Origin of the sequence: Phytomonospora endophytica, from assembly GCF_014202425.1 — a bacterium.
GTDB lineage: Bacteria > Actinomycetota > Actinomycetes > Mycobacteriales > Micromonosporaceae > Phytomonospora > Phytomonospora endophytica.
The window spans coordinates 196,125-220,518 of record NZ_JACHGT010000002.1 but is presented as its reverse complement, the minus strand read 5'-3'; the positions used below and the strand labels follow the sequence as shown (position 1 = coordinate 220,518).

The window sequence follows — 24,394 nt, the reverse complement described above, 5'->3', positions numbered from 1 at the left end:
GACTGTCCCGCTACTGGCACGAAGAGGGGATCGCGGCGGCGCCGCGATCCCCTACCTTTGTGTTCAGCAGGGAGGACGCCAAGGGGGCGGACCACACCGAGAGAGGGACTACCGTGAGCGACTTCGACTCGACGACCGACACCGACGCCACCGAGGGCACCGAATACGACGCCACGTTCAACGAGGCGATCGACCTCGACGGCAACGGAGTCGCCGACGACACCATCACCGTCGAGTACGCCGACCACACCGAGACGCTCATCGACACCGACGGCGATGGGGACGCCGAGGGTGTGGCCGTGGACGCCGACAACGACGGTGACTACGACAACCTGTACGTCGACGCCGACGGCAACGGGACGATCGACTCCGAGGCCCTCGACACCAACGGTGACGGCTACATCGACACCGTGGTCTCCGACTTCAACGGTGACGGCGTGGTCGACCAGGTCGCCGCCGACACCGATGGTGACGGGTACGTCGACGCTGTCGCGACCGACGCCGACGCCGACGGCGCGATGGACACCTTCGCGGTGGACTCCAACGGCGATGGCCTGGTCGACGAGATCGTGCTCGATGAGGACGAGGACGGGATCGCCGACGCGACCCTGACCGACACCAACCTCGACGGGTCGATCGACACCGTGACCTACGGGGACGCCTCGGTGACCGACCCGGCGACGACGACGGTGCCGCCGGTGGACCCGGCCGCCCCGGTTGTGAGCTAGGGGTTGTGACCCGGGGCGCGGCCCCGGCCGTGCCCCGGACGACCGCGACGTTGTGAGGCCGCGCCTCGCACCTGAACGCCGCGCCCGCCACGCTGTGCCAGCCACCGTGGCGGGCGTCGTGCTGTGCGGGTGGGCGTGCGGGCCAACTTGGCCCGCTATCGCAAAACGAACCACCCGTCGTGCTGCGGGGGTGGGCGTGCGGGGGTGCAGGTGCGGGTTGGGGGTGCGGGTGGCCCGGCGGCCGGGATCCGGCCGCCGCGCCGGTTCGCGCGCAGCCCTCAGCGGCACGCGTCCACACGAATCGCGCGCTCCCCCCACCGCCCCAAAGGGGCCCCAAAATTCACGATACGGGCGGGGTGTGACATTTCGTCACGCCCGATTCCGGCGGCCACCTTCGTCGCTCACCACCCGCCACCTTCCCGCCGCAGCTTCGTTGAATAACCGTGAGCTCACGCAGAGTCGACCATGCGCTCCGCTCGCCCGTGCGTGATCTGCGCGAGGCACGCGTCCCGCGCACCCCCCACGACCAGAACCCCCCGCACACCCGCCCCGTCCCGAACACCCGCGACGGGAGGCGCGATGCTGCGGCCAGGTGACGTCCTCGGCGAGCGGTACCGCCTCACCGGGCGCGTCGGCGGGGGCGGCATGGGCGACGTATGGGCCGCCGTCGACCTCACGCTCGGCCGCAAGGTCGCCGTCAAGGTCCTCCTCGCCCGCTACGCCGACGAGGCCGACTTCCGCGAGCGCTTCCGTCGCGAGGCCCGCGCGATCGCCTCCCTCGAATCACCCGGCATCGTCGACGTCTACGACTACGACGAGTGCCGGTTGCCCGGCGGCGACGCCGTCTCGTACCTCATCATGCAGTTCATCGAGGGCGATCCGCTCTCCCGCCGCCTCGGCAGCTGGGGCCGTCTGCACGTCGCCGACGCCATGCGTCTGGTCGCCCAGGCCGCCGAGGCGCTGCACGTCGCCCACGAGGCCGGCATCATCCATCGCGACATCAAGCCCGGCAACATGCTCGTCCGCCCCGACGGGCGTCTCGTCCTCGTCGACTTCGGCATCGCGCGCGACCCGTCGGCGGCGACGCTCACCGCCACCGGCGCGGTCCTCGGCACCGCCACGTACATGTCGCCCGAGCAGGCCTCGGGGCTGCGCGCGACGGCCGCGTCCGACATCTACTCGCTCGGCGTCGTCGCCCACCAGGCCCTGTCCGGCGAACCGCCCTTCACCGCCGACACGCCTTTCGTCGTCGCGTCGATGCACGTCCGGCAGCCGCCCCCGCCGCTGCCCGCCGACATTCCCGAGCCGGTGCGCGAGTTCGTCGCGACCTGCCTGGCCAAGGAGCCCTCGCATCGCTGGCCGAACGCCGGGCAGATGTCGCGGGCCGCGCGCCGCCTCGCCGACCGCCCGAACCAGACCGTCCCGATGCCCACCGCCGTCATCGCGACGGGAGGTGACCGCCGGCCCCAGGCGTCCAGACCGGTGCGCCCGGCGGCCCCCGAGCGGGAGCCGAGGCCGGGCGCGCACCGCCGCGACCGCCGGCGCCGCCAGTGGATCGCCGGAATCGTCGTCGGCGTGATGGTGCTGCTCGCCGCCGCGGCGACCGCCGTCGCCGGGGAGCTGTGGGGGCAGGACACGCCCACCGACACCGGCGGAGGCATCGGCCGTCACCTCGACGAGCAGCAGCCCATCGACGCCCACGTCCCGCCCGGCGGCGACACCGGCCCCGGCCCGGAGTCCAGCGCCTCGGCCGACCCGAGCGCGCCCGCCAGCGAGGTGCCCTCCGCGAGTTCGGTGCCGTCCTCGTCGACGCCGAGTCCGTCACCGAGTTCGAGCGACCCGTCGAAACCGGTCCCGTCGGTCGTGGGGATGACCGAGGATCAGGCCCGGCGCACGCTCGGGGACGAGGGCTTCGTGCCCGAGGTCGCGTATACGGGGGAGGGGACGCCCTGCACGGTGTCCGAGCAGGACCCGGGCTCGCAGGACCCGATGCCGCCGGGGACGACCGTGCGGATCACGGTTCAGCGGACGGCCGAGGCCTGCGTTTCTTGAACGCTGCGTGAGGGGGCGGCTGGGCTGTGCTGGTTGCCGTTGCCGCGCAGGCGCGGGATGCGGGGGGACCTGAGAGGTCTGGGGCGCGATGCCGCGAGACCCGCGCGGCCTTCGCCGCGCGCTCGGCGGCCGGCCGCGCCGCCATGCAGCGGCGCGCGATCTCGTGCTGCGCCCCCGCCACCGAACCGTGCCGCGAAACACGTCCGGCCGAAATGTCGTACCTCGCCCGTATCGTGATTTTTGGGGCCCCTTTGGGGTGTGCGGGGGAGCGCGTCTTTCGTTTCCACTCCCACCGCTTCGTGCCGCCCTCGCGCTGGAGGCCGCGCGGCGCTGCCCAGCCCCCGCCCACCCCGCCCTACGCCGTCTCCAAATACCCGCAATCCGCCGCGATGATGATCGGCAGCGCGTTGGCGAACTCCCCCGCGATGTCGTCGACGTCCACCTCCGGCAGGTCGCGGGTGAACTCCGCGCAGCTCGCCCACATCGAGGCGTCGCGGTGGCTCGTCGCCCACAGGAAGTACGCCGTGGCGCCCAGGTTGATGTCGACCTCGTCGTTGCGGCCGATGCCGAACCAGTCGGGCGTCTCGGCGGTGTTGCCGAAGGCGTGCCCGGTCGGGATGAGCCGGTGGCGGCCCAGCAGCGGCGCGAGTTCGTCGAGCTCCAGGTCGACGCGGACGAGCGCGCCGATCTTGAACAGCTTCTCCACGGCGGCGTCCACGTCGGACACGCCGGGGGCGGCCTCGGCGAGTTCGCGCAGGTGGTCGAGGGTGAATCGGTGCTCATTGTGCGCGTCGGCGTCCGAGTGCGCGAGCTCCCACACGGCGATCTCGTCGGCGCCGATCTCCTCGGTGGTGCCCCCGAGGTGCAGCTCGGTGTATTCGAGCGCCCCTTCGTCGTTGTAAGTGGGGCCGAGCGACTTTCCGACGGGGAGGATGATGCTGCCCAACGTGCCTGCTCCTTCGCGCGGACCGGTAGCGGCGCGGACGCGCACGCGTGCGGCTCATTGTCCCCGTCGGCCGCTCGGCGCTACTCCACGGGCTCCAGGTAGCCGCAGTCGGCGGCGATGATGACCGGCAGTGCCTCGGCGAACTCGCGCGCCACGTCGGCCGTCTCGACCTCGGGCAGGTCGGCGGCGAAGGCCTCGCAGGCGTTGAGGACGGAGCCGTCCAGGTACGACCGCGCCCACAGCGTGTACACCCAGCCGCCCATGGTGATGTCGGGCTCGTCGCCGGTGCCGACACCGCACTCGTCGGGCGCGTCGGGCCGGTTGCCGAAGGCGTGCCCGTTCGGAATGAAGCGGTGGGCGCTAAGGACGCTCTCCAGCTCGGGGCCGTCGAGGTCGACTTCGAGCATGGCGCCGCGCTCGATGAGCAGGTCGGCGGTCTTGCCGACGGCGTCGTCGTCGAGGGGCACCTCCGCCTCGCGGCAGGCGGCGGTCAGCTCGGCGCGGCCGAAACTCAGCTCGCCGTGCGCCTCGGGGTTGTCGTGGGCGCAGGCCCACACGTACATCTCGGCGGAGTCGAGGGCGTCCATCCGGTGGCCGAGGTGCAGCTCGTAGCTCTCCAGCTCACCCTCGTCGTCGAAGAACGGCCCCAGCGACCGTCCCACCGGAATGATGATCTTCCCCATCGTGCTCCTCCTCGGCGTGTGAGCCCTCATCTTCGCAGGCCGCGCCGCCGGGCCCGGCGGGATCCGCCGGATCGGTCAGCCGCGCAGGGTGAGCAGGACGAAGGCGGCGATGTCGACGACGGCCAGGGCCACGCCGAGGCGCGGGCTCTTGTACACGCGAAACTCGATGACCTTGGCGTGCTTGTCCACTGTGGGCACTCGCGGGCGGGCGACGGCGCCGATGGTGACGTATCCGGCGAGGACCCCGGCGACCGGCGGCAGGAACGCCAGCCACAGCGACAGGTCGTCGCCGTCGAGGCCGAGGCTCACGGCGAACTGGAGCACGAACACCACGGCGAGGATGCCGCCGTAGACGAGGGTGTTGCGGACGAGGTGGTGTGCCTTGGGGAGCAGCGTCGGTAGCTTCCCGGCCTGCACGGCGGCCTTGCGGGCCGACTCGGCGGTGGCGAGGGCGGCGTGCCCGGCGCGCAGTTCGGTGTCCAGAGTGGACTGTCCGGCGAGCGGGTCGACGGGCGCGCGCAGGTCGAGGACGGGCGCCGACAGGAGTCCGGCGGCACCGGCGAGTTCGTCGGCCTCGGTCTCCAGGGCCGCGCGCAGGGCGGCGACCTTCGCCCGGTCGCGGCGGAGGCGTTCGGTCGCGTCGGCGACCTCTTCGGCGTCGACGGAGCGGACGCGGGAGAGCTTGTGCAGCAGCTGGGCGTAGTCGTTCACAGTGGACCCTCTTCGTCCAGCCGGCCCGGTGCGACGAAGGGGACGCACAGTCGCACGGTGCCTTCGTGCCGGTCGACGGCCAGCGCGCGGTTGGTGCGCGCGTGCCATTCGATGGTGTGGTCGCCGAGGAAGCCGCCGATCTCGCTGCCGGGGACGTTGAGCACGACGAGGCAGGCGACGTCCTCGCGGTTGTGGGTGCCGCCGAGGTCGTCGGTGAAGCGGCGCAGGCCGCGCCACCAGCCGAGCACGTGCACGCCTCTGACCGGGCCCTGTTTGAACAGGATCCGCAGGTCGGAGAGGCCGGTGGGGCCGAGGAGGGGCGCGGCGGAGTCGGCGCCGAAGAGCACCAGGTAGCGAGGGTGCTCGGGATCGGCGTCGGCCAGCAGCGCGGGCAGGGCGGCGGCGAGGTCGGCGGGCCGCAGGACGGTGTGGTCGTGTCCGGCGGCGGCGAGCTCGGCGACCGTCTCGTCCACCTGGGCGTCGGCGGCGCCGACGAGGGGCGCGATGACGAACGCGGCGTGGCCCGGTTTGTGCTGGCGGACAAGGCTTCGCACGGCCGACTGGAGGACGTCGGCGCCGACCGCGCTGGTGCCCAGGACGGCCAGGTGGCGGCCCGGGATCGCGTCGAGTCCGAAGGAGACGGTGCTCTGGTCCACGTCGACGGCCCGTCCGATGAGTGTCGCGGGGCGGCGGCCGTCGGTGTTCAGCGTGGCGAAGACGGGGTCGTCGTCGAGGTGCTGTTCGGCGTAGCCGGCGAAGACGCGGGGGGCCTTCGAGGCGGGTTCGCGTTGCTCCCAGAGGTTCTGGCGCAGTTCGGTGAAGACCTCGGCGCCCGCGGTGGCGTCGGGGAAGCGGATGAGGCGGTCGGCGCCGTTGACGCCGCCGGAGTGGTTGACGACGGCGCTGCCGAGGGTGATCGTCTCGGCGGCGTTGTTGAGCACGTCGAGGATGCCCTTGGCGCCGGGAAGCGCGACGCGCAACGGGAACTGGCCGAAGATCGAGTCGGTCTTGTCGTAGAGGGCCTCGACACCGGAGATGGTCTGGCTGGCCAGGATCAGGTGCACGCCGTAGGAGCGGCCCTTGCGGGCGAGTTCCTCCAGGTGCGCCACGGCCCGGCGGGCGAGGCGGTCGTTGCCGGTGAACAGGACGTGGAACTCGTCGATGACGGCGAGGATGCGGGGGGTGTCCTGGTCGGGCAGGCGCCGGCGCAGCTCCGAGAGGCGGGTGACCCCGGCCCGTTTCATCGCCGTGGCCCGCCGCGACATCTCCCGCCGCAGTTCGGCGAGGACGGCGACGCCGTACTCCCGGTCGGATTCGACGCCGACCGCGCGGACCTGCGGGATCCAGGTCGGGTCGTGCTCGGAGGGCGTGAACTCGGTGAAGGACACGCCTTCCTTGAAGTCGAGCAGGTACAGGGCCAGCTCGCGCGGCCCGTAGCGGGCCGCGAGCCCATAGAGGACGTCGAGCAGGAAGACGGTCTTGCCGCCGCCGGTGCGGCCGCCGACGAGCCAGTGCGGGGTGGCGTCGTCGAAGGACAGCGACACCTCGCCGCGCTGGTCGCGTCCGACGACGGTGGACAGTCCGTCGACGCTGGACGCCCACCAGCGCTGCCGGGGGATCAGCGCGGCGACGTCCAGGGTGGTCTCACGGCGCATCGTCTCGGCGAGGCCGGTGTAGACCGCCCGGGCCAGCGCGGGGGGCGGTGCCGGGTCGAAGGACACCGGCGCGGCGATGTCGGCGACGGGATGGCGTTCCCCGACGCGGATGTAGGTCGCGTGGTCGATGGCGGGCGCGCGGTTCTGCTCCGAGGGATCGCGCCACCCGGCGAGGATCAAATGGAGGCGGTAGCGGGGACCGGCGTGGGCGAGTGCCGCGATCCGGGTCCGCATGCCGCCGCCGATCTGCGGGGGGAGGCCGGCGATGACGATGAGGCGGTGCGGGAGCTCGTCGAGCCCGGCCTGGTCGTGGAGGTTCTGCTGCGCCTCGCGGACGTGACCCTCGGCCTCGTCGAGGAGGAGGTCGAGTCCGATGTGGTCGGTGGCGGTGCGGCCCGCGATGCCGCCCTGCACCAGGGGAGCACAGGCGGTGAAGGCCTGGCCGAGCGTCACGCCGTCCACAAGGGATACCTGCGTGCGGGGGGTGGCGGCGAGGACGCGCAGCAGCAGGCTCTGCAGGAGCGCGGCCACGCGCGGGTCGGTGGCGTCGCCGTCGAGGACGAGATGCCCGTGCCCGAGCAGCGGAACGATCGCGGGAAAGGACGCGTCGGGAAGCGGCCGGGCGGTGCCGATCCGGACGTACTGGACGCCGTGCCGCGGTTCGGAACGCGGTGGCGTCGTCACATCGAGGGCGTCGAGGTCTTGCGTTAACCAGCCCGGCGCGGTGTACTCGGCGGCGCGGGTCAGTTCGAGTGCCAGTTCGCGTTGGCGGGCGGCGCTCGAATCGGCCGTGGGCAAGGCTTTCGCGGCCTCGGCGGCGAGCGCCTCGGCGCGGTCGAGATGGGCGGCGGCGGCACGGAAGGACCGTGCCGCGCGGTCGAGCTCGGCGCGCCAGCTCATGCTCCCCCTCCCGTGGACCGGATTCGTACTCCGAAATACCCTAACGGACCGACGGCACTTGTCGCCCCGGCAGCGGGCGCCCCTACTACTCCAGTGGACTGATGCGCTACGCCGATTTCGACCCCGAACCGGTCCGCCGCCCACCCCGGCGGCACGTCGCACTGCGCGAGGCGATCAGCGCGGCCGACTACCTCGCGTGCGCCCGGCTGATCGCGGCACGCGAGAACGGTGGACTGGGCACGTGGGTCGAACGCACCCGAAAACACGCGCAGGGGCCGCGCAACGCGCTGCTCGTCGCCGAGAGCGAACGCGACGGGATCGTCGCGTACGGGCGGGTGACGTGGGTGCCGCGAGCGCGCTACCCGGCGCCCGACGCCGCGCCGGAGGGCTATTACCTGGGCGGGCTCATCGTCGCCGACTCCCACCGCCGCATGGGGATCGGGCAGCGGCTGACGCTGGCGCGGCTGCGCTTCATCCAGCGGCGAGCCGGGGAGGCGTGGTACCTGGTCAACGTGGGCAACGACGCTTCACTGCGACTGCACGAGCGGCTCGGTTTCCACGAGGCGACGCGCCATTTCTCGTTCCCGGGCGTGATGTTCGAAGGCGAGGGCGGCGGGATGATCGGGCACAAGCGCTTCGACGGGCGGGGGTCGGTGTGCGCGGGGTGCACCGTTGAGGGACCTCAGGCTCCGGCGGGCGGGTAGGGCGGGATCAGGCCGTACAGCGGGACGCCCATGGAGAGCGTGGGTTCGATGCGGCGCGGCCACGGGGTTCCCGACGAGGCCCGCCCGGCGCTCGCCGGACGGGCCCCTGGATGCCTACTCCCGCAACGCCGCCAGATCCGTGTCCGGCACCGGCAGCGCCAGGTCGTCCAGGATCGCGTGCGTCTCGGCGTCGATGGGCAGACGCCAGGTCGTGAAGAAACCGCGCAGGTCGCGGCCGCCGACACGGCTGGCGTAGACCATCAGGTAGCGCAGCCTCGTGACGGCGTCGTCCCAGTTCGTCTGCGGGTTCTCCACGCGGGCGAGGCGGTGCAGCCGCGGCCAGAAGTCCGCACCGAAGGCGAGTTCGAACTGGCGCATCATGACCAGGCGCTCCATGACCGAGTAGGCGGCCGGGAACACCGTCGCGGGGTCGGCCATCTTCGCGAAGGCCGTGTCGTACAGGGTCTTGCCGGCCGCGTCGGATTTGACGAGGTTCGAGGTGAGCCCGAAGCGGCGCTGCGCGGCCAGCGAGTAGATGTTGACGGTGACCTCGTTGAAGTCCACGGGCCGGTAGCACAACTGCTGGTGCTGATGCCCCAGCTCATGCCAGACGCCCCAGCCTCGGTCGTGCAGCCCTCCGACGGCGAGCAGCCGGTCCATGTACCCGGCCGGATAGGCGGTGAAGCCGTGAGAGGCGTAGGCGCCCGCCCCGGTCGGCATCCGCGGCGACTCGACGAGGTGGAACGGCACCGGGCCGCGCTCGTGGAGCGGCCCGGAACCGTCGAGGCCGGAGATGTCGGCGTGCGAGGTGATGATCGCTTCGAGCAGGTCGAGGAGGGTGCCGTGGTCCTCGCTCCGGAAGCGCAGCAGGGACTCCCGCGTCACCGTGACGAACGCGTACGGCGAGAGCAGCTCGACCTGCGGTGAACCGTCGCGTTCGTCGAGCTGGGCCTGGAACTCCTCCTCGGTGGTGCGGCCCAGCTGGAACCAGGGCGCGAGCACCGTCGACCGTCCGAAGTGGACGACCGCCTTCTCCCGATCGCCGGCCGGTTGGGAGCCATCGGCCCCGGCGGCGGGCCCGACCCGGTCCCATGCCTGGCGGGCGGTTTCGTTCGCGCCGCCCGAAAAAGCAAGGTAGAGCATCCCGCCGCCGGGATCGGTGACCGTGTTGGCGCCCTTGACCAGCGGATACTCGCGCGGGGTCGCGTAGGCGGCGTCCGGGTGCGTCGCGGGGGCACCGACGACGAGGACGACGCCTTCGGCGCCGACGAGCGTCGCGGTCACCGGCGTGTTCGCCGGCAGGTACTGGCCCGTGGGCTGCAGGTCGGTCGAGCTGAGGAACCTGTGCAGCCGCAGCCGCTCGTCCTGCGCGGTCGGGCGGGCCACGGCGATCGCGACCCGTGAGGCGTTCGGCGGCCGCATGCGGTGAACGAGGCGGGGATCGTTGGAGGCGAGGGGAACGGCGGCCGCCGCGCTCGCCGAAAGAGGGACGGCGACGGCGGCGCCCGCCGCCACGGCGGAGGCGAGAACGGTACGGCGCTTCACGAGGTCCTCCGTGGTTCGCGCAGGGTGGCGGGGTCGACGGGCGGTGCGGGCAGGGCGAGCGGGTCGAGGGCGGCGTCGGTGCGCGGATCGACGGTCATGCCCCAGGTCCGGTAGAAGCCGCGCAGGTCGTGGCCGCTGACGCGGCTGGTGAGGGTCATGAGGTGGTGGAAGCGCAGCGCGTTGTCGTCGTAGGAGCCGCCGTCGGGCTTCTCGGCGCGGACGAGGCGGTGCACGCGCGGCCAGAAGTCCTCACCGTAGGCGAGCGTGAGCTGCTGGTACTGCGCGAGTTTCTGCATCAGGTTGAAGGCCGACAGGAAGTCCAGCCCGGGGGTACCGAGTTTGGCGAAGGCCTGGTCGTAGACGTCGGCGCCCGTCGCGTCCGGCACCGTCAGGTTCGACGGGAGCCCGAAGCGGCGCTGGATCGCCAGGGCGTAGATGTTGCAGGTGACTTCCGTGGTGGCACCGGGCTTGTAGGGGAACTGCTGGTGCTGGTGGCCCAGCTCGTGCCAGACGCCCCAGCCGCGGTCGTGCAGGCCTTCGACGGAGATCAGCCGGTCCATGTAGCCCGCCGGGTAGGCGGTGAAGCCGTGCGTGGCGTAGGCGCCCGCACCGGGCGGCATCCGCGGCGACTCGACGAGGTGGAAGGGCACCGGGCCGCGACCGTGGACCGGTCCCGTGGCGTCCATGCCGCTGGCGTCGGCGTGCGAGCGGATGATCGCCTCGAAGGTGTCCATGAGGGTGCCGTGGTCTTCGGACCTGAAGCGCAGCAGGGATTCCCGCGTCACCGTGACGATCGCGTACGGCGACACGAGTTCGGCCAGCGGCGCCGTGACGCGTTCGTCGAGCTGCTGCTGGAACGTCGTCTCCGAGGTCTGCCCGAGCAGGAAGTACGGAGCGAGCACCGTGGACGGTCCGAAGTGGACGACGGCGAGTTCGCCGTCACCGGTGAGTTTCAGATAGAGCATGCCGCCGCCGGGGTCGGTGACGGTGGTGGTCCCGGCGGCCAGGGTGTAGGTCCGGGGTGTGGAGTAGGCCGCGTCGGGGTGTGTCGCCGGAGCGCCGACGACCAGCGTCGGTGCCGGGCCGCTGGCGACCCGCACGTCGACGGCGGTGCCGGGCGGCAGGTACAGGCCGGTGGGCTGCAGATCCGTTGAGCCGAGGGCCTTCTGGAGGCGCAGGCGCTCGGGTTCGGCGGCCGGGCGGGCGACGGCGGTGGCCGTGCGGGTGGCGTTGGGCAGGCGCAGGCGGTGCGTCACCCGCGGGTCGGTGGGGACGCGCCCGGTCGGCGCTGCCGAGGCGGTCGCGCCGAGGGCGAGCGCGGCGGCGCCGGCGGTGGTGAGGGTGAGGCCGGTGCGCAGTAAGCGGCGGCGGTCGAGGGTCATCTCGGGCTCCCAGGGTCGTCGGTTGCCCGGAAGTATGTAAGCGCTTGCTACGCGAACACAAGATGATCGGCGGTTTACTACGTGTTTCCATGACCGTTTGTCACGGCGATGCCGGAATTGCGGGCTTACTGGCGTCGCTTCTTGCGGGCCGGTGCGACCGAATCGCGCAGCACCAGATGCGTTCCGAGGCGCACGTTGTGGGAGGAGACCGAGTAGGCGTCGGCGTACTCGTTGCCGTGCGCGACGGCGAGGCGGACCGCGCGGCGGCCCATCTCTTCGAGCGGGATGTTGACGGTCGTCAGGGCCGGCCGCAGCAGCGCGGCGACGGGGATGTCGTCGTAGCCGACGACCGAGACGTCCTCGGGAATGCGCAGCCCGGCCTCGTCGAGGGCCTGGTAGGCGCCGACGGCGGTGTTGTCGTTGGCGGCGAAGATCGCGGTGAAGTCGAGCCTGCCTTCGGCGAGGACCGCTTTGAGCCGCTCGTAGCCGAAGCGCTGGCCGAGGGCGCCGAGCTGGATCAGCTCCGGGTCGACCTCGATGCCGCGGCTGGCCAGGGCCCGTTTGTAGCCTTCGAGGCGGTCGACGCTGGTGGAGAAGCGCTTCGGGCCGCCGAGGTAGAGGATCCGGCGGTGGCCGTTGGTGAGCAGGTGGTCGGTGGCCGCGAAGGCGCCGCCGCCGTTGTCGTACTCGACGGCCGCGATGTCCTCGCTCGGCGTCGCCCGTCCACAGTGGATGAGCAGGCTTCCGGTGTCGCGCAGGGACTTCCCGCGCGCCATCACCTCACCCGCGTGCCGCTTGTCGCTGATCGAGCCGCCGACCAGGATGACCGCGTCGGCGCGCTGCTCGTGCAGCAGGTCGAGGAAGGCCAGCTCCTGCCGCGGGTCGCCGTGGGTGCAGCACACCAGGCACAGCCGCCCGGAGGCCGCCGCCTCCTGCTCCACGCCGCGCGCCACGAAGGCGTAGAAGGAGTCGACTATCTCCTGGATGATGATCCCGACCGTGCGTGTCGGGATCCCCGCAAGTGCGCGGGCCTGCGCGTTGGCGACGTAGCCCAGCTCGCTCACCGCCGCCTCGATGCGCGCCCGGGTGGACTCGGCGACGGGGTAGTTCCCCGACAGGGCGCGCGACACCGTCGCGCTGGACACGTTGGCCAGCGCGGCGACGTCGGCGATGGTGGCGCGACGGGCCATCGGACACTCCTATGGGTGGGGACGTCTCATGCTAGGTGGCGAAGGCGCTCGGCGAGCACTTCGCCGGGCATGGGACGGCCGTCGAGGTAGGCGGCCAGCTCGTCGACGGCGGCGTGGCCGAGCCGGCCGACCTCGTTGCCGAGCGCGCCGGCGATGTGCGGGGTGAACAGGACGTTCGGCAGGTCGTAGAGGGGTGAGTCGGACGGCGGCGGTTCGGGCGTCGCGACGTCGAGGACCGCGTCGAGGCGGCCGGACACCAGGTGCGGGAGCAGCGCCTCGTGGTCGATGAGGGATCCCCGGGCGGTGTTGACCAGGACCGTGCCGTCGCGCATGAGGGCGATGCGGCGGGCGTCGAGCATGTGCCGGGTCTCGGGGGTCGCGGGGGCGTTGACGGAGACGACGTGGCTCGTGGCCAGCAGGTCGTCGAGTTCGACGAGGGTCACGCCGAGTTCGGCGGCCTCGGCGGGCGTGCAGTACGGGTCGTGGACCTGGACGGCCACGTCGAGGCTCTGGAGGAGCGCGATGACGCGGCGGCCGGTGCGGGAGGCGCCGATGACGCCGATGGTGATGCCGTAGGTGCCCAGCCAGTGGACGCCGGTGACGTCGCGGGTCGTGCGGTGCGCCCGGTACCACTCGGCGAGCGGCCTGGCGCGTTTGGCGCCGAACAGGATCGCCGCGAAGGTGTACTCGGCGACGGGTACGGCGTTGGCGTCGGCGACCGAGGTGACGCGGACGTCGCGGGCGAAGACCTCGTCGGTGACGAAGGTCTTGACCGTTCCGGCGGCGTGGACGACGACGCGCAGTTTCGGCATCCGGTCGAGAACCTCGGCGGTGAGCCGGGGCGCGTTCCAGCCCGTGATCAGGACCTCCACGTCGGCGATGTCGCCCGCGGAGGCGTCGAGCGCGGCCACCGCGTCCGGCCGGACGAGGTCGACCAGGTGCTCAAGGCGCGCCCGCCGCCGCTCGTCGAACAACTGCGCGGGCAGCGACGGACTCATCGCCAGCAGGGCACGTGGACGTGGCATCGGCTCCCCAGAGTTTCGCGAAATCATGTAAGCGCTTGCTATGCGAGACCACCGTAAGCGCTCAATCCGTCATGGTCAACGGCTGGGCTCGGTGTCTCAACAGGAAAAAATATCGGTCTGGGTCTTGACGAGAAGGGTAAGCGCTTACCAGACTGCTGGTCATCCGCGCGTGGTCTGGGACGGCGCGCGGGGCCGAGACCAGTGGTGGTCAGGGACGGTTCGGGGTCGTGTGTGGTCCGGGACCGCGCAGACGAGAGGCAGAGGAGGAGACGAGATGGGGGCCAGAGCCTGTGCTTGTTCGGCTCGCTTCGCTCGCGATGCGGCCGGCGCCGCCGGGCGGTTTCGCCTCCGGGCCTTCGGCCCGCCTGCCGCCGCGTACGGCGTCCGCTTCCGCCGCCTTGATTCACCTGGAGATGCGATGACGAGGTTCGACGCCGTGCGTCTTGAGGGGCGGCTTCAGCGGCCACCGCACCGTACGCGGCAGAGTTCACCCTCGGTGGCCGGATGTCGTTCGGGGGTGTGCGCATGAGCGTCGAGACCGAAACCCCCGCCGTGACGGCCAAGGAGAAACCCAAGCCCCGGCCCCGGCGCAAGCTCACCCTCGTCCAGCGCCTCAAGCGCGACAAGGTCATGATCCTGCTCGCCGCGCCCGGTCTGCTCTACTTCCTGGTCTTCCACTACCTGCCGATGCTCGGCAACATCGTCGCCTTCCAGGACTACCAGCCCTACCTCGGCTTCCTCGACAGCGACTGGATCGGCCTGGAGAACTTCACCGACGCCTTCGCCGACCCCCGCTTCTGGAGCGCGGTCACCAACACCCTGGTCATCGCGCTCGTCCAGCTCGTCTTCTTCTTCCCCGCGCCGATCGCGCTCGCACTACTGCTGAACAGCGTGCTGAGCAGCAAGATCCGGCGCTTCGTGCAGAGCGTGGTCTACCTGCCGCACTTCATCGGCTGGGTCATCATCGTCTCGATCTTCCAGCAGCTCCTCGGCGCCGCCGGGCTCCTGCCGAACGTCCTCGACGCCATCGGCCTCCCGCGCTACGACATGATGACCGACCCCGACGCCTTCCCCTGGCTGGTGACACTCCAGCTCGTCTGGAAGGACATGGGCTGGGGCACGATCATCTTCCTCGCCGCGCTGCTGTCGATCGACCCACAGCTCTACGAGGCCGCGGCCGTCGACGGAGCCTCACGCTGGCGCCGCCTGTGGCACGTCACCCTGCCCGGCATCACGCCGATCATCATCCTGCTGCTCATCCTCAACCTCGGCAACATCCTGTCGGTCGGCTTCGAGCAGCTCATCCTCCAGCGCGACAACGTCGGCGCCGCCGCCGGAGAGGTACTCGACACCTACGTCTACTTCAACGGCATCCAGAACGGCGAGTGGGGACCGTCGGCCGCCATCGGGATCGTCAAGGCGATCTTCGGCACCGCCCTGATCCTCGGCGCCAACAAGCTGGCGCACTTCTTCGGCCATGAAGGGATCTACCGTGGCGCTGACAAGTAAGCGACCCGCCTGGATGGAGCGGCCGACCTGGTACGGCCTGTCCCTCAAAGGACTCGCGCTCGGCTTCATCGTGCTGGCCGTGCTCTACCCCTTCGTGTCGGTGGTGGCTACGAGCCTGTCCACCGACCGCGAGATCGTCGCCAACGGCGGCCTCGTCATCTGGCCGACCGACCCGACCCTCGACGCCTACCGCGTCATCTTCGCCGGCGGCGACGTCACCCGCGCCCTCGTCAACAGCCTGTTCGTCGCCTCGATCGGCACCGTCGCCAGCGTCTGCGCGACCGTGATGATGGCCTACGGGCTGTCCCGGCGGGGCGTGACCGGCGGCCGCTTCATCCTGATGATCGCGCTGTTCAGCATGCTCTTCGGCGCCGGCATCATCCCGAACTTCCTGCTGGTCAAGGAACTCGGGCTCTACAACACCTTCGCCGCGCTGATCCTGCCCGGCCTGATCAGCGCCTTCAACTTCATCGTCCTGCGGTCCTTCTTCATGGGCCTGCCGAGCGAACTGCTCGACTCGGCCAAAGTGGACGGTGCCGGGGACCTGCGCATCCTGCTGCGCATCGTCCTGCCCCTGTCGAAGGCGCCGATCGCGGTGGTGTCCCTCTTCTACGCCGTCGGCTACTGGAACGCGTTCTTCAACGCCCTCCTCTACCTCGACGACACCGAGAAGTGGACGCTCCCGCTCATCCTGCGCCTCTACGTCCTCCAGGGCCAGCCCATGGCCCAGGGCGAGGCCTTCGCCGGCGACGTCCCCCCGCCGCAGCTGGCGATCCAGATGGCCGTCGTGGTCGTCGCCCTCGTCCCGATCCTGCTGGTCTACCCCTTCCTCCAGCGCTTCTTCACCAAGGGCGTCCTCTCCGGCGCCATCAAAGGCTGACACCCCGCCCCGCACCGTCCTAAGGAGACACCCGACATGCCCGCAAGTAGACGCGACCTGCTCCGCACCGGACTGGGCGTCGCCGCCGTCGGCGCGCTCGGCACGCCCCTGCTCGCCGCCTGCGGTGGCGGCGACGACGCCGGTGGCGGCTCGTCCAACGCCGGCGTCACGCTGCCGAACTACATCCCCTTCGCCGGCCCGACGCCGGACCTGCCCGCCTCGGGCGAGGTCCCGCCGGGCTACTACACCTACCCGAAGAGCCTGGTGCGCAGCGTTTCCGGCACGCCCCTGGCGGGCGGGACGGTCAAGGCGACGACGATGACCTTCCTGCCAATCCCGCCCCCGCGCGGCGAGAACGGTGCCTGGACGGAGGTCGAGAAGCGCCTCGGCGGCACGCTCGACCTGACGATCGTCCCGGCCAGCGACTACGACGCGAAGTTCAACACCACCGTCGCCGGCGGCGACCTGCCCGACATGGTCCTGTACTCCGCCGGGCTCAACAACGTCCCGCAGTTCGCCGAGGCGACCTGCGTCGACCTCGGGGAGTACCTCGCCGGGGACAAGGTCGCCGAGTTCAAGAACCTCGCGGCGATCCCGACGGTGGCGTGGCAGAACTGCGTCATCGGCGGCAAGCTCTACGCGCTGCCGATCTGCCGGAACATCACCGGCGGCAGCGGCTTCGTGAACATGCGCTTCTTCAAGGAACTGGGTATCGAGGACCACACGAGGCTCGCGGCGAACGCCGACGAGTTCTTCGAGGTCGCCAAGAAACTCACCGACCCGGGCAAGGACCGCTACGCCCTGATCAAGTTCGCCAGCACGACCCTGTTCGCGCACATGTTCCGCGTGCCGAACAACTGGCGGCTCGACGGCGGCAAGCTCGTCGCGGCCCGCGAGACCCCGGAGTACAAGGAGGCCGTCGCCTTCATCCGCAAGCTCCACGACGCCGGTGTTTTCTACCCCGGCTCGGAGGGCTTCACCGGCGTGCAGCGCGGCAACGCGTTCACCGCCGGGCAGGTCGCGATGATCTACGACGGGCTGCCGGCCTACGCCGGGCACTGGACGAACCTGCGCGCGCAGCACGCCGACAACGACCCGCGCCCGTTCATCCCCTTCGGTCACGACGGCGGCGAGGGAGTGTGCTGGCAGGACAACATCATGCTCGCCTACACCTTCGTGAAGAAGGCCGACAAGGAGAAGGTGAAGGAGGTCCTGCGCGTCGCCGACTTCCTCGCCGCGCCCTTCGGTTCGGAGGAGTACGAGCTGCTGAAGTACGGCGTCGAGGGCACGCACTTCACCAAGGACGCCGACGGCAACCCCGTCCCCAGCGACCTCGGCACGCGCGAGCTCACCGTGCCGTGGGACAAGCTCGCGGCCAACCCGCCCGTGGTCTACAACGCCACCGGCGGCAAGCAGTACACCGACTACGCCCACCAGGCGCTGTCGAGCCTGCTGCCGATCGCGCTGCCCGACCCGACGGTCGGTTTCCGTTCCGAGACCCAGGACAGGGACGGCACGAAGATCGCGCAGCCCTTCAACGACCTGGTCAAGGACATCGTCAACGGCCGCGCCGAGGTCTCGGCGATCGACGCCGCCCTCGACGAGTGGCGCGCCGCAGGCGGCGACAAGATCCGCGGCGAGTACGAGAACGCCATCGCCGGGAAGTAGGACCACGGCGGCCCCGCGCGGATTCCCGGGTTCCCGCGCGGGGCCGCCGACGTGACCGACGGCGGCGGGTTCCCCCGCCCGCCGCCGTCCGGCAAGATCACCTCCGGGGGACCACGACTGGAGGGCAACCGGCAATGTCAGAGATCGCCTCTCTCGAAGAACGCTCGGCCTGGTTCACCGCCGATCGTTTCGGCCTCTTCGTCCACTGGGGCGTCTACGCCGCGGCGGCCCGCCACGAGTGGGTCCGTGCGCGGGAGAAGCTGACCGAGGAGCAGTACGAGCCGTACTTCGAGCACTTCGACCCCGACCTCCACGACCCGGTGAAGTGGGCCGAGGACGCGTGGAACGCGGGGATGCGGTACTTCGTCATCACGACCAAGCACCACGACGGCTTCTGCCTCTTCGACAGCGAGCTCACCGACTACAAGGCCGCGAGCACGCCCTACGGCCGGGACCTGATCGGCCCGATGGTCGAGGCGTTCCGGGCGCGCGGCTTCAAGGTCGGGTTCTACTACTCCCTCATCGACTGGCATCACCCCGAGTTCCCGGTCGACCTGTACCACCCGCAGCGTGACGACGCCGACTACATCAAGGCCACCGAGGGCCGCGACGTCACCGCGTACGCCGACTACCTGCACGGTCAGGTCCGCGAGCTGCTCACCAACTACGGCCGGATCGACCTGATGTGGTTCGACTTCTCCTACGAGGGCCGCGGTTTCAACGCCAAAGGCCCGAAGGAGTGGCGCTCGGCCGAACTGATGGCGATGTGCCGGGAGCTTCAGCCGCACATCCTCATCAACAACCGCCTCGGCCTCGGCATCGGTCAGGGGCCCGACACGGCCGACTTCACCACGCCCGAGCAGGTCCAGCCGCCCGGGCACGAGAACGAGTTCGCCGGCAGCGCCGTCCCGTGGGAGGCGTGCCAGACCCTCAACGGCTCGTGGGGTTACGACCGCGACAACCTCGACTGGAAGCCGCCGGGCATGCTCGTGCGGATGCTGCTCGACACCGTCTCCAAGGGCGGCAACATGCTGCTCAACGTCGGCCCGACCGGCCGGGGCGAGTTCGACCCGCGCGCCCGCGACGCCCTCGCGGGCGTGGGGGAGTGGATGCGGCTGCATGAGCCGGCGATCCGCGGCGCCGGGCGCAGCTCCTTCGTGCCGCCCGCCGACTGCCGGTACACGCAGCGCGGGAACCGCCTCTACCTGCACATCCTGTCGTGGCCGATGAAGCACCTGCACCTGGCGGGCCTTGCCGGGAAGGTCGCCTACGCGCGCTTCCTGCACGACCACTCCGAGGTCAAGCGCGTCGAGTACAACCCCGCCAACCCCTTCCACAACCACCTGAAGGGCCTGCCGGAGGGCACGCTCACCCTGTCGCTGCCGACGGTCGCGCCGGCCGTCGAGGTCCCGGTGGTGGAACTGATCCTCACCGACTGAACGCACGAGAGCACCGCTCGTGAACCTGTGCAGTGAAAGGCCCGGAACAGCATCCGGGCCTTTCAGTTATTCACGCTCCCGCATCATCCGCCCACCTGCCGATACGTTCCGCTACGCGTTGGGTACGTAACGACCTAGAACGTGTTGGAGCGTGACCGGATGATCACCGCTGAGACGTACTTGTGCGATCTGACCGGTTCCCGACAACTCGATCCGGTGAATGTCGGGCGAAAACCGCACGCGCAGCGCATAACCTGACCTACGCGCAACAACAAAGCTGGCAGTCGGCCTGTTCGGAGGCGGGTCGCGAGCGTCGACGGGCGATCGCGCACTCCTTCCAGCAGGCGTAATCCGTTAGCCGCCGATCGAATGGAAGGCGACGACGTCGCACACCCTGTCCGTCATGCACACCGGCATTTGCGGGACGATCGCGATTGCGGAAACTACAACAGGATCCCGTGGAACACCGTCCCCGGCCCTGTCGCCTGTCTGACAGTGACAGATATCCGCAATTCCACAACACCGTTGACCGCTGGCGTTCGCCGCAGCGGCCGACACCCTAGCCCAAGGTTCTAGAAAGGTGGGAGCAATGCTGACGAGGCAATGGCATAAGAGCTCTTACTCCGGTCACGAAGGTGCGTGCGTCGAGGCCCGACTCGACGCGACCTCCGTCGAGGTGCGCGATACGAAGGACAAGAGCGGGCCGACGCTGAGCGTCGGATTCGCCGAATGGCACCGTCTGATCGCCGATCTTCGTACCGACCGCATGTGACGAGTGACGTGGGGCCCGGCCACCGGTTCCGGTGGCCGGGCCCCACGTCCGTGTCCAAAAAGCGAACCGCTCAGACGTCGCTCACGCCGTCCTTGACGTCGCGAAGCCGCTGCCGCAGCCTCTCCAGGGTGTCCACCGGGCTCAGCGCCGCCGCCCGCAGTGAATCGAAGATCTGCCAGTAGGGCCGCACCTGCTCCTCGGTCTCCTCGTACACGTCGCCCGTCTTGCCCTCGATGTAGACGACGTCGGGATCGGCGCCGGCGAAACGCAGGATCGTGAAGGTGCCGAGCATCCCCGGATAGGCGCCGCCGTCGAAGGGCAGCACCTGCAAGGTCACGCCGTCGTACTGCGCGATCTCGATCAGGTGCGACAGCTGCTGCTCCATCACCTCCTTGCCGCCGATCATCCGGCGCAGGGCCGCCTCGTCGATGACCGCCCACAACTGCAGGGGCCGCGACTGGCCGGTCGGCTCGTCGTCGGACTGGTCGCGCAGCTCCGCGCCCTCCTTGAGCAGCCGCAGGCGCTCCTGCCGGTCCATCCGCAGCTGGATGCGCGTCCCGATCTGCTTGGGGTCACCCGCCGGAGCGAACTTGAAGGAACTTTCGGCGTACTCGCGGGTCTGCAGGAGGCCGTTGATGATGATGGCGTCGTATATGTAGAGGTAGTTGGCCTCGGACTCCAGGCCGATGTAGGTCGCGTACGGAGGCGAGATCGTGTCGGAGTACTTCGCCCACCACCCGCGCTGGCGGCCCTCCCGGGCCAGGCCCTCCAGCTCGCCGAGCTGCTCCTCGTCGTCGATCCCGTACCTGTTCAGCAGCGTCTTGACGTCGCGCGGCTTGATGCCGACCTTGCCGCGCTCGATCCGGTAGATGGTCGACGAGTGGACGTCGAGCGCCATGGCCGCCTCGTCGGCGGTGACACCGGCCTTTTCCCGGATGTCGCGCAGACGCGCGCCGAGACTGCGTCTGCGCACCGTCGGATTCGCCCCTCGCGACTTCGCCCCTGGTACCAACTCTTCGCCTCCTGGCGCGTTCCCGACTTCATCGGTGGACCCCACCGGTCCCCGCGCGTTCGATTCTCCTGCCATCTCACACCTCCCTGGGTCGGCCATCCGAGTGACCCGCCAGCCTGGATACAAAAAATCTTGTCCCCGAATCGCTGATCCCGGTTGCAGAGACAACCTGCATCTGCAATTCTCCACTCTAGAACATCACAACGGTGGGAACCCCAAAATGCGAGCCGCGGCAATCGTGGATCGTGATCATCACGAAGGGTGGGGAACGTGAGGAGCCCGTTCGACTTGAACAATCCGCCGCCGGAGGACGCCCCGGTGGGGGTCATCTGCCCCGGGCTGTGGACCGTTCAGGTCCGCTGGTGGAAGCGGCACACGCCGCGACTGGGCGAGAAGAAGTGCACCGAGTGCGGCCAGGCCTGGCCGTGCCACTCCTGGCTCTGCTGGGACGGACAGATCGGCGACGCGTGGGAGGCGTCGAACCGGTTCTTGCGTCACAACCCGGAGGCCGTCCCGGCCGCCATCGCGACTACGAGGCGCACGCGTGCCACTACCCGGACCAGCGCGCGCGAAGTGGAACAACGAGACGACCCGGCCCGTACGCTCTCGGCGGCCTGACGGGCCGGCGGAGCGATCGCCTGGACTTTCCCCCAGACCGCGATCGTGACGCCGGAGACGTCGATCGTCCTCCTCTCGCGCGTGGGGCGCGAAACGGGAGACGGCACCGAGAACAGGGACGAAGGCGTAAGGGGATGTCGCACCGATCGGTGCGACATCCCCTTTTCGCTGAAGCGCGAGGCCTAGACCTCCGCCGGCTGCTCCCGGCGCTGCTCGTGCGCGCACGCCGACTTCGCCATCCGGCGTGCCCACGGGCGGGTCTGCGCGCGGGAACTGACCGGGCGGGTCCGCGAGACCGGGCGCAGGTTGAGTACAGCCTGCTCGCCGTCACCGTCGACGCAGCACGTCGTGCCGATCCCGTGCGTGCCGACGAACTGCGCCTCGGGCACCGTCCGCGACGGCTCCGGGAGCCGGATCGCGTAGGCGGCGACGCCGACGGCCATCGGCAGCGCCGCCGAGACCACCAGCGGCAGCGTGTAGGAGCCGCCCGCGTCGTGCAGCAGCGTGAACATCAGCGGCCCGAAGGCGCTGCTGGCGACGCTGATCGCGGCCATCGTCCCGCGGATCGCGCCGATGTGCCGCACGCCGAACAGACGCGGCGCCAGGCCGTCGCCGACCGGGGAGATCAGGTAGCCGGCCGCGCCGAGGACGAGCCCGAAACCGATCGCCGACAGGCCCGGCGTGACGACCGCGGCCCACAGCATGCCCACGGCGAGCAGGCCGACGGTCACCGCGATGAGCAGGCGCGGGCTGGCCTTGTCGAGGATCATCCCGGCGCCCAGCGCGACGAGCGTGCCCGCGACCGTCTGCGGCAGGAAGTTCCCGGCGGCGTCGGCGGCCGACAGGCCGCGCGCGGCCAGCAGGTCGATCTGGTGGAAGGCGATCGCGGTCGTGAGCAGCGCCGTGACGCCGACGGCCGCGCAGAGCACCCAGAAGTACGGGGTGCGCATGGCCTCCGCGCGGGTCATGCCGCCCTGGTCGCGGAGGGTGTCGACGGTCGGGGCCTCGCCGTCGACGAACTGGCCGACGTCGGCGGGCCGGTTGCGCAGGCCGAAGACCGCGATCGGGATCGCGATCGCCCACACCGCGACACCCTGCACGAGCCATGCGGTCTGCCAGTTCGTGGCCGAGATCAGCCGCTCCAGGCCGATCGGGGCCAGGCAGATGCCGGCCAGCCCGAAGGCCGACACGACGCCGGTGGCGATGCCGCGGCGGCGGTCGAACCAGTGCGAGGCGATGGTCGTGGCGGCCAGGCCGAGCGCGCCCTGGCCGAGCATGCGGATCCCGATGAAACCGGCGGTCAGGCCGAAGATCTCACCGACCGCGGCCATCGCGACCAGGACCGCGCCGAGCAGCACGGCGATCACGGTGATGGCCCGGCGCGAGCCGTGCCGGTCGACGAGCTTCCCGATGAACGGCATCGCGACGGCACCGCTGAGCGTGCCGAGCATGTAGGCGATCGACACGGTGGAGCGAGAGATCCCGAGCCCGGCGAGCATGGGGTCGATGAAGACCGAGACGGCGGCGGTCTGGCCGGGCGCGGTCAGCGCGAGGAGCACGGCGGCATAGCCGACCATGCGCCATCCATGGAAGGTGCCGGAGGTGCCGGAGGCGTTGTGGGGGCGTGCGGGAGCGGCCGCGAATGCGGGCATGGGGATGCTCAACGGGTGTTCCTAGAAAGGTAGTGCCGGGTGGGAGAAAGGGCGGCCGCATCGCCGCGCCACCCATCATCACGCGGTGTTCGGCCATTTGGTGACACCGCGGGAATGTGACCTCGCTAACCCTTCCGCGCGCAGGCGCACGACCGCCCGATTACCATCTGTTCGGCCGATCCGAGGTCGTCTGTCCGGCGGTCCGATTCAAGGGCGCCACCTGGGGAAACACCCCCTCTTCCGGAGCTTCCCCGGGTGGCCCGGCGCGGGCGGCCCGGGGCCTTACAACTCACCGAGTGTGACGGGGACGTCCATGTTCGAATCGGCGCGGGTAATGGTCACCGTGACCTGATCCCCGGGCTTTTTCGAAGCGAGGAGGACATTGAGCTCGGTGACGGTCGGAATGGGAGTGCCGTCAATGGCCGTGATGATGTCGCCGGGCTGGATTCCGGCCGTCGCCGCCGGGCCCCCGGCGTTGACGGCGACGACCCCGACGCCGAGTGCGCGCGACTGCGAGTCGATGACCCCGCGGACGGTCACGCCGAGCGCGGCCCGGTCGGAGTCGACGACCTTCCCGTCGGCGATCAGCTGGTCGGCGATGCGGGTGGCGGTGCTCGCCGAGATCGCGAAACCGATGCCCGGGGCGGCGGCGCCGTCCTGCGCGCCGGTCGCCGCGAGGGTGGGGATGCCGACGACGTTGCCGGCGAGGTCGGCGAGCGCCCCGCCGCTGTTGCCGGGGTTGATCGCGGCGGTCGTCTGGATCATGTCGGCGAGGGTCGCGCCGGGGGAGTCGGCGGTGCGGCGTTCGGTCTCGGTGCGGCCGACGGCCGAGACGATGCCCTGGCTGACGCTGCCGGTGAGGCCGAGGGGGTTGCCCATGGCCAGGACGATCTGGCCGACCTTGAGCTGGGTGGAGTCGGCGAAGGTCGCGGGGCTGCCGGGGAGGTCGCCGCGCACCTGGATGACGGCGATGTCCTCGGCGGGGTAGCTGGCCACGAGGGTCGCTTCGAGGGTGTCGCCGCCGACGGCGGGCGTGACCTCGAAGGTCGTGGCGGAGCCGACGACGTGGGCGTTGGTGACGACGTGCCCGGCGTCGTCGTAGATGATCCCGGAGCCCAGGCCCTCGGCGGTGGTGATCTCGACGACCGAGGGGAGCACCTTCTCGACGACCTGCTGGTAGTTCTCCTGGAGGGTGAGTCCGTCGGCGGGTTCCTGGGCGTTCTTGGGGTCGAAGGCGCCGGCGGTGCAGCCGCCGAGCAGCAGGACGGCCGAGGCGAAGACTAGCGACGACAGAACGCGGGTGATCCTGGTCATTGCGTCATT

19 protein-coding genes are annotated in these 24,394 nt (G+C 70.6%); 8 read left to right on the top strand and 11 right to left on the bottom strand.

Annotation, left to right across the window (positions count from 1 at the left end):
• Positions 1-113: 113 nt before the first annotated feature.
• Positions 114-728, top strand: a complete 615-nt coding sequence (locus HNR73_RS04165; protein ID WP_184785927.1) for a hypothetical protein — start codon at positions 114-116, stop codon at positions 726-728.
• Positions 729-1,307: 579 nt separating this feature from the next.
• Positions 1,308-2,780, top strand: a complete 1,473-nt coding sequence (locus tag HNR73_RS04160) for a serine/threonine protein kinase (protein ID WP_184785926.1) — start codon at positions 1,308-1,310, stop codon at positions 2,778-2,780.
• Positions 2,781-3,135: 355 nt separating this feature from the next.
• On the opposite strand, the gene HNR73_RS04155 is transcribed toward HNR73_RS04160, so the two are convergent.
• The 4 genes from HNR73_RS04155 to HNR73_RS04140 form a co-directional block, all read right to left on the bottom strand.
• Complete coding sequence (locus HNR73_RS04155) at positions 3,136-3,726, bottom strand: hypothetical protein (protein WP_184785925.1); 591 nt, start codon at positions 3,724-3,726, stop codon at positions 3,136-3,138.
• An 80-nt stretch (positions 3,727-3,806) separates the two neighbouring features.
• The gene (locus HNR73_RS04150; RefSeq protein WP_184785924.1) at positions 3,807-4,409 is read right to left on the bottom strand and encodes a hypothetical protein; all 603 of its coding nucleotides are present in this window, start codon (positions 4,407-4,409) and stop codon (positions 3,807-3,809) included.
• Between the two features lie 75 nt (positions 4,410-4,484).
• Positions 4,485-5,120, bottom strand: coding sequence for a hypothetical protein (locus tag HNR73_RS04145; protein WP_184785923.1), 636 nt, complete (start codon positions 5,118-5,120; stop codon positions 4,485-4,487).
• A complete protein-coding gene (locus HNR73_RS04140; RefSeq protein WP_184785922.1) occupies positions 5,117-7,675 on the bottom strand; it encodes an FtsK/SpoIIIE domain-containing protein in 2,559 nt (852 codons plus the stop codon). Before HNR73_RS04140 ends, HNR73_RS04145 begins: the two co-directional genes overlap by 4 nt.
• 101 nt (positions 7,676-7,776) lie before the next feature.
• Here HNR73_RS04140 and HNR73_RS04135 point away from each other — a divergent pair, with 101 nt between their 5' ends.
• Positions 7,777-8,379, top strand: a complete 603-nt coding sequence (locus tag HNR73_RS04135; protein WP_184785921.1) for a GNAT family N-acetyltransferase — start codon at positions 7,777-7,779, stop codon at positions 8,377-8,379.
• Between the two features lie 114 nt (positions 8,380-8,493).
• Here HNR73_RS04135 and HNR73_RS04130 read toward each other — a convergent pair whose 3' ends face one another.
• The 4 genes from HNR73_RS04130 to HNR73_RS04115 form a co-directional block, all read right to left on the bottom strand.
• Positions 8,494-9,924, bottom strand: coding sequence for a M60 family metallopeptidase (locus HNR73_RS04130; protein WP_184785920.1), 1,431 nt, complete (start codon positions 9,922-9,924; stop codon positions 8,494-8,496).
• Entirely contained in the window at positions 9,921-11,306 is a 1,386-nt protein-coding gene (locus tag HNR73_RS04125; protein WP_184785919.1) for a M60 family metallopeptidase, read from the bottom strand. The genes HNR73_RS04130 and HNR73_RS04125 overlap by 4 nt, the downstream gene beginning before the upstream one ends.
• Positions 11,307-11,431: 125 nt before the next feature.
• Positions 11,432-12,496, bottom strand: coding sequence for a LacI family DNA-binding transcriptional regulator (locus tag HNR73_RS04120; RefSeq protein ID WP_184785918.1), 1,065 nt, complete (start codon positions 12,494-12,496; stop codon positions 11,432-11,434).
• A gap of 26 nt (positions 12,497-12,522) precedes the next feature.
• A complete protein-coding gene (locus HNR73_RS04115) occupies positions 12,523-13,521 on the bottom strand; it encodes a hydroxyacid dehydrogenase (protein WP_184785917.1) in 999 nt (332 codons plus the stop codon).
• A gap of 525 nt (positions 13,522-14,046) precedes the next feature.
• On the opposite strand from HNR73_RS04115, the gene HNR73_RS04110 reads away from it, so the two are divergent.
• The 5 genes from HNR73_RS04110 to HNR73_RS04090 all read left to right on the top strand — a co-directional run bounded on the left by HNR73_RS04110 (position 14,047) and on the right by HNR73_RS04090 (position 19,789).
• Positions 14,047-15,030: an ABC transporter permease gene (locus tag HNR73_RS04110; protein ID WP_203685926.1), complete on the top strand. Its 984-nt coding sequence runs from the start codon at positions 14,047-14,049 to the stop codon at positions 15,028-15,030.
• On the top strand, positions 15,014-15,910 hold the full coding sequence (locus tag HNR73_RS04105; protein WP_239122014.1) for a carbohydrate ABC transporter permease: 897 nt from the start codon (positions 15,014-15,016) through the stop codon (positions 15,908-15,910). Before HNR73_RS04110 ends, HNR73_RS04105 begins: the two co-directional genes overlap by 17 nt.
• A gap of 36 nt (positions 15,911-15,946) precedes the next feature.
• A complete protein-coding gene (locus HNR73_RS04100; RefSeq protein ID WP_184785916.1) occupies positions 15,947-17,578 on the top strand; it encodes an extracellular solute-binding protein in 1,632 nt (543 codons plus the stop codon).
• A 134-nt stretch (positions 17,579-17,712) separates the two neighbouring features.
• On the top strand, positions 17,713-19,017 hold the full coding sequence (locus tag HNR73_RS04095) for an alpha-L-fucosidase (protein WP_184785915.1): 1,305 nt from the start codon (positions 17,713-17,715) through the stop codon (positions 19,015-19,017).
• A gap of 589 nt (positions 19,018-19,606) precedes the next feature.
• Entirely contained in the window at positions 19,607-19,789 is a 183-nt protein-coding gene (locus HNR73_RS04090; protein ID WP_184785914.1) for a DUF397 domain-containing protein, read from the top strand.
• A gap of 70 nt (positions 19,790-19,859) precedes the next feature.
• Here HNR73_RS04090 and HNR73_RS04085 read toward each other — a convergent pair whose 3' ends face one another.
• The 3 genes from HNR73_RS04085 to HNR73_RS04075 all read right to left on the bottom strand — a co-directional run bounded on the left by HNR73_RS04085 (position 19,860) and on the right by HNR73_RS04075 (position 24,385).
• Positions 19,860-20,762, bottom strand: a complete 903-nt coding sequence (locus HNR73_RS04085; RefSeq protein ID WP_184785913.1) for a helix-turn-helix domain-containing protein — start codon at positions 20,760-20,762, stop codon at positions 19,860-19,862.
• 839 nt (positions 20,763-21,601) lie between these two features.
• Positions 21,602-23,071: an MFS transporter gene (locus HNR73_RS04080; RefSeq protein ID WP_221330713.1), complete on the bottom strand. Its 1,470-nt coding sequence runs from the start codon at positions 23,069-23,071 to the stop codon at positions 21,602-21,604.
• A 282-nt stretch (positions 23,072-23,353) separates the two neighbouring features.
• On the bottom strand, positions 23,354-24,385 hold the full coding sequence (locus HNR73_RS04075; RefSeq protein WP_184785911.1) for a S1C family serine protease: 1,032 nt from the start codon (positions 24,383-24,385) through the stop codon (positions 23,354-23,356).
• Positions 24,386-24,394 lie beyond the last annotated feature (9 nt).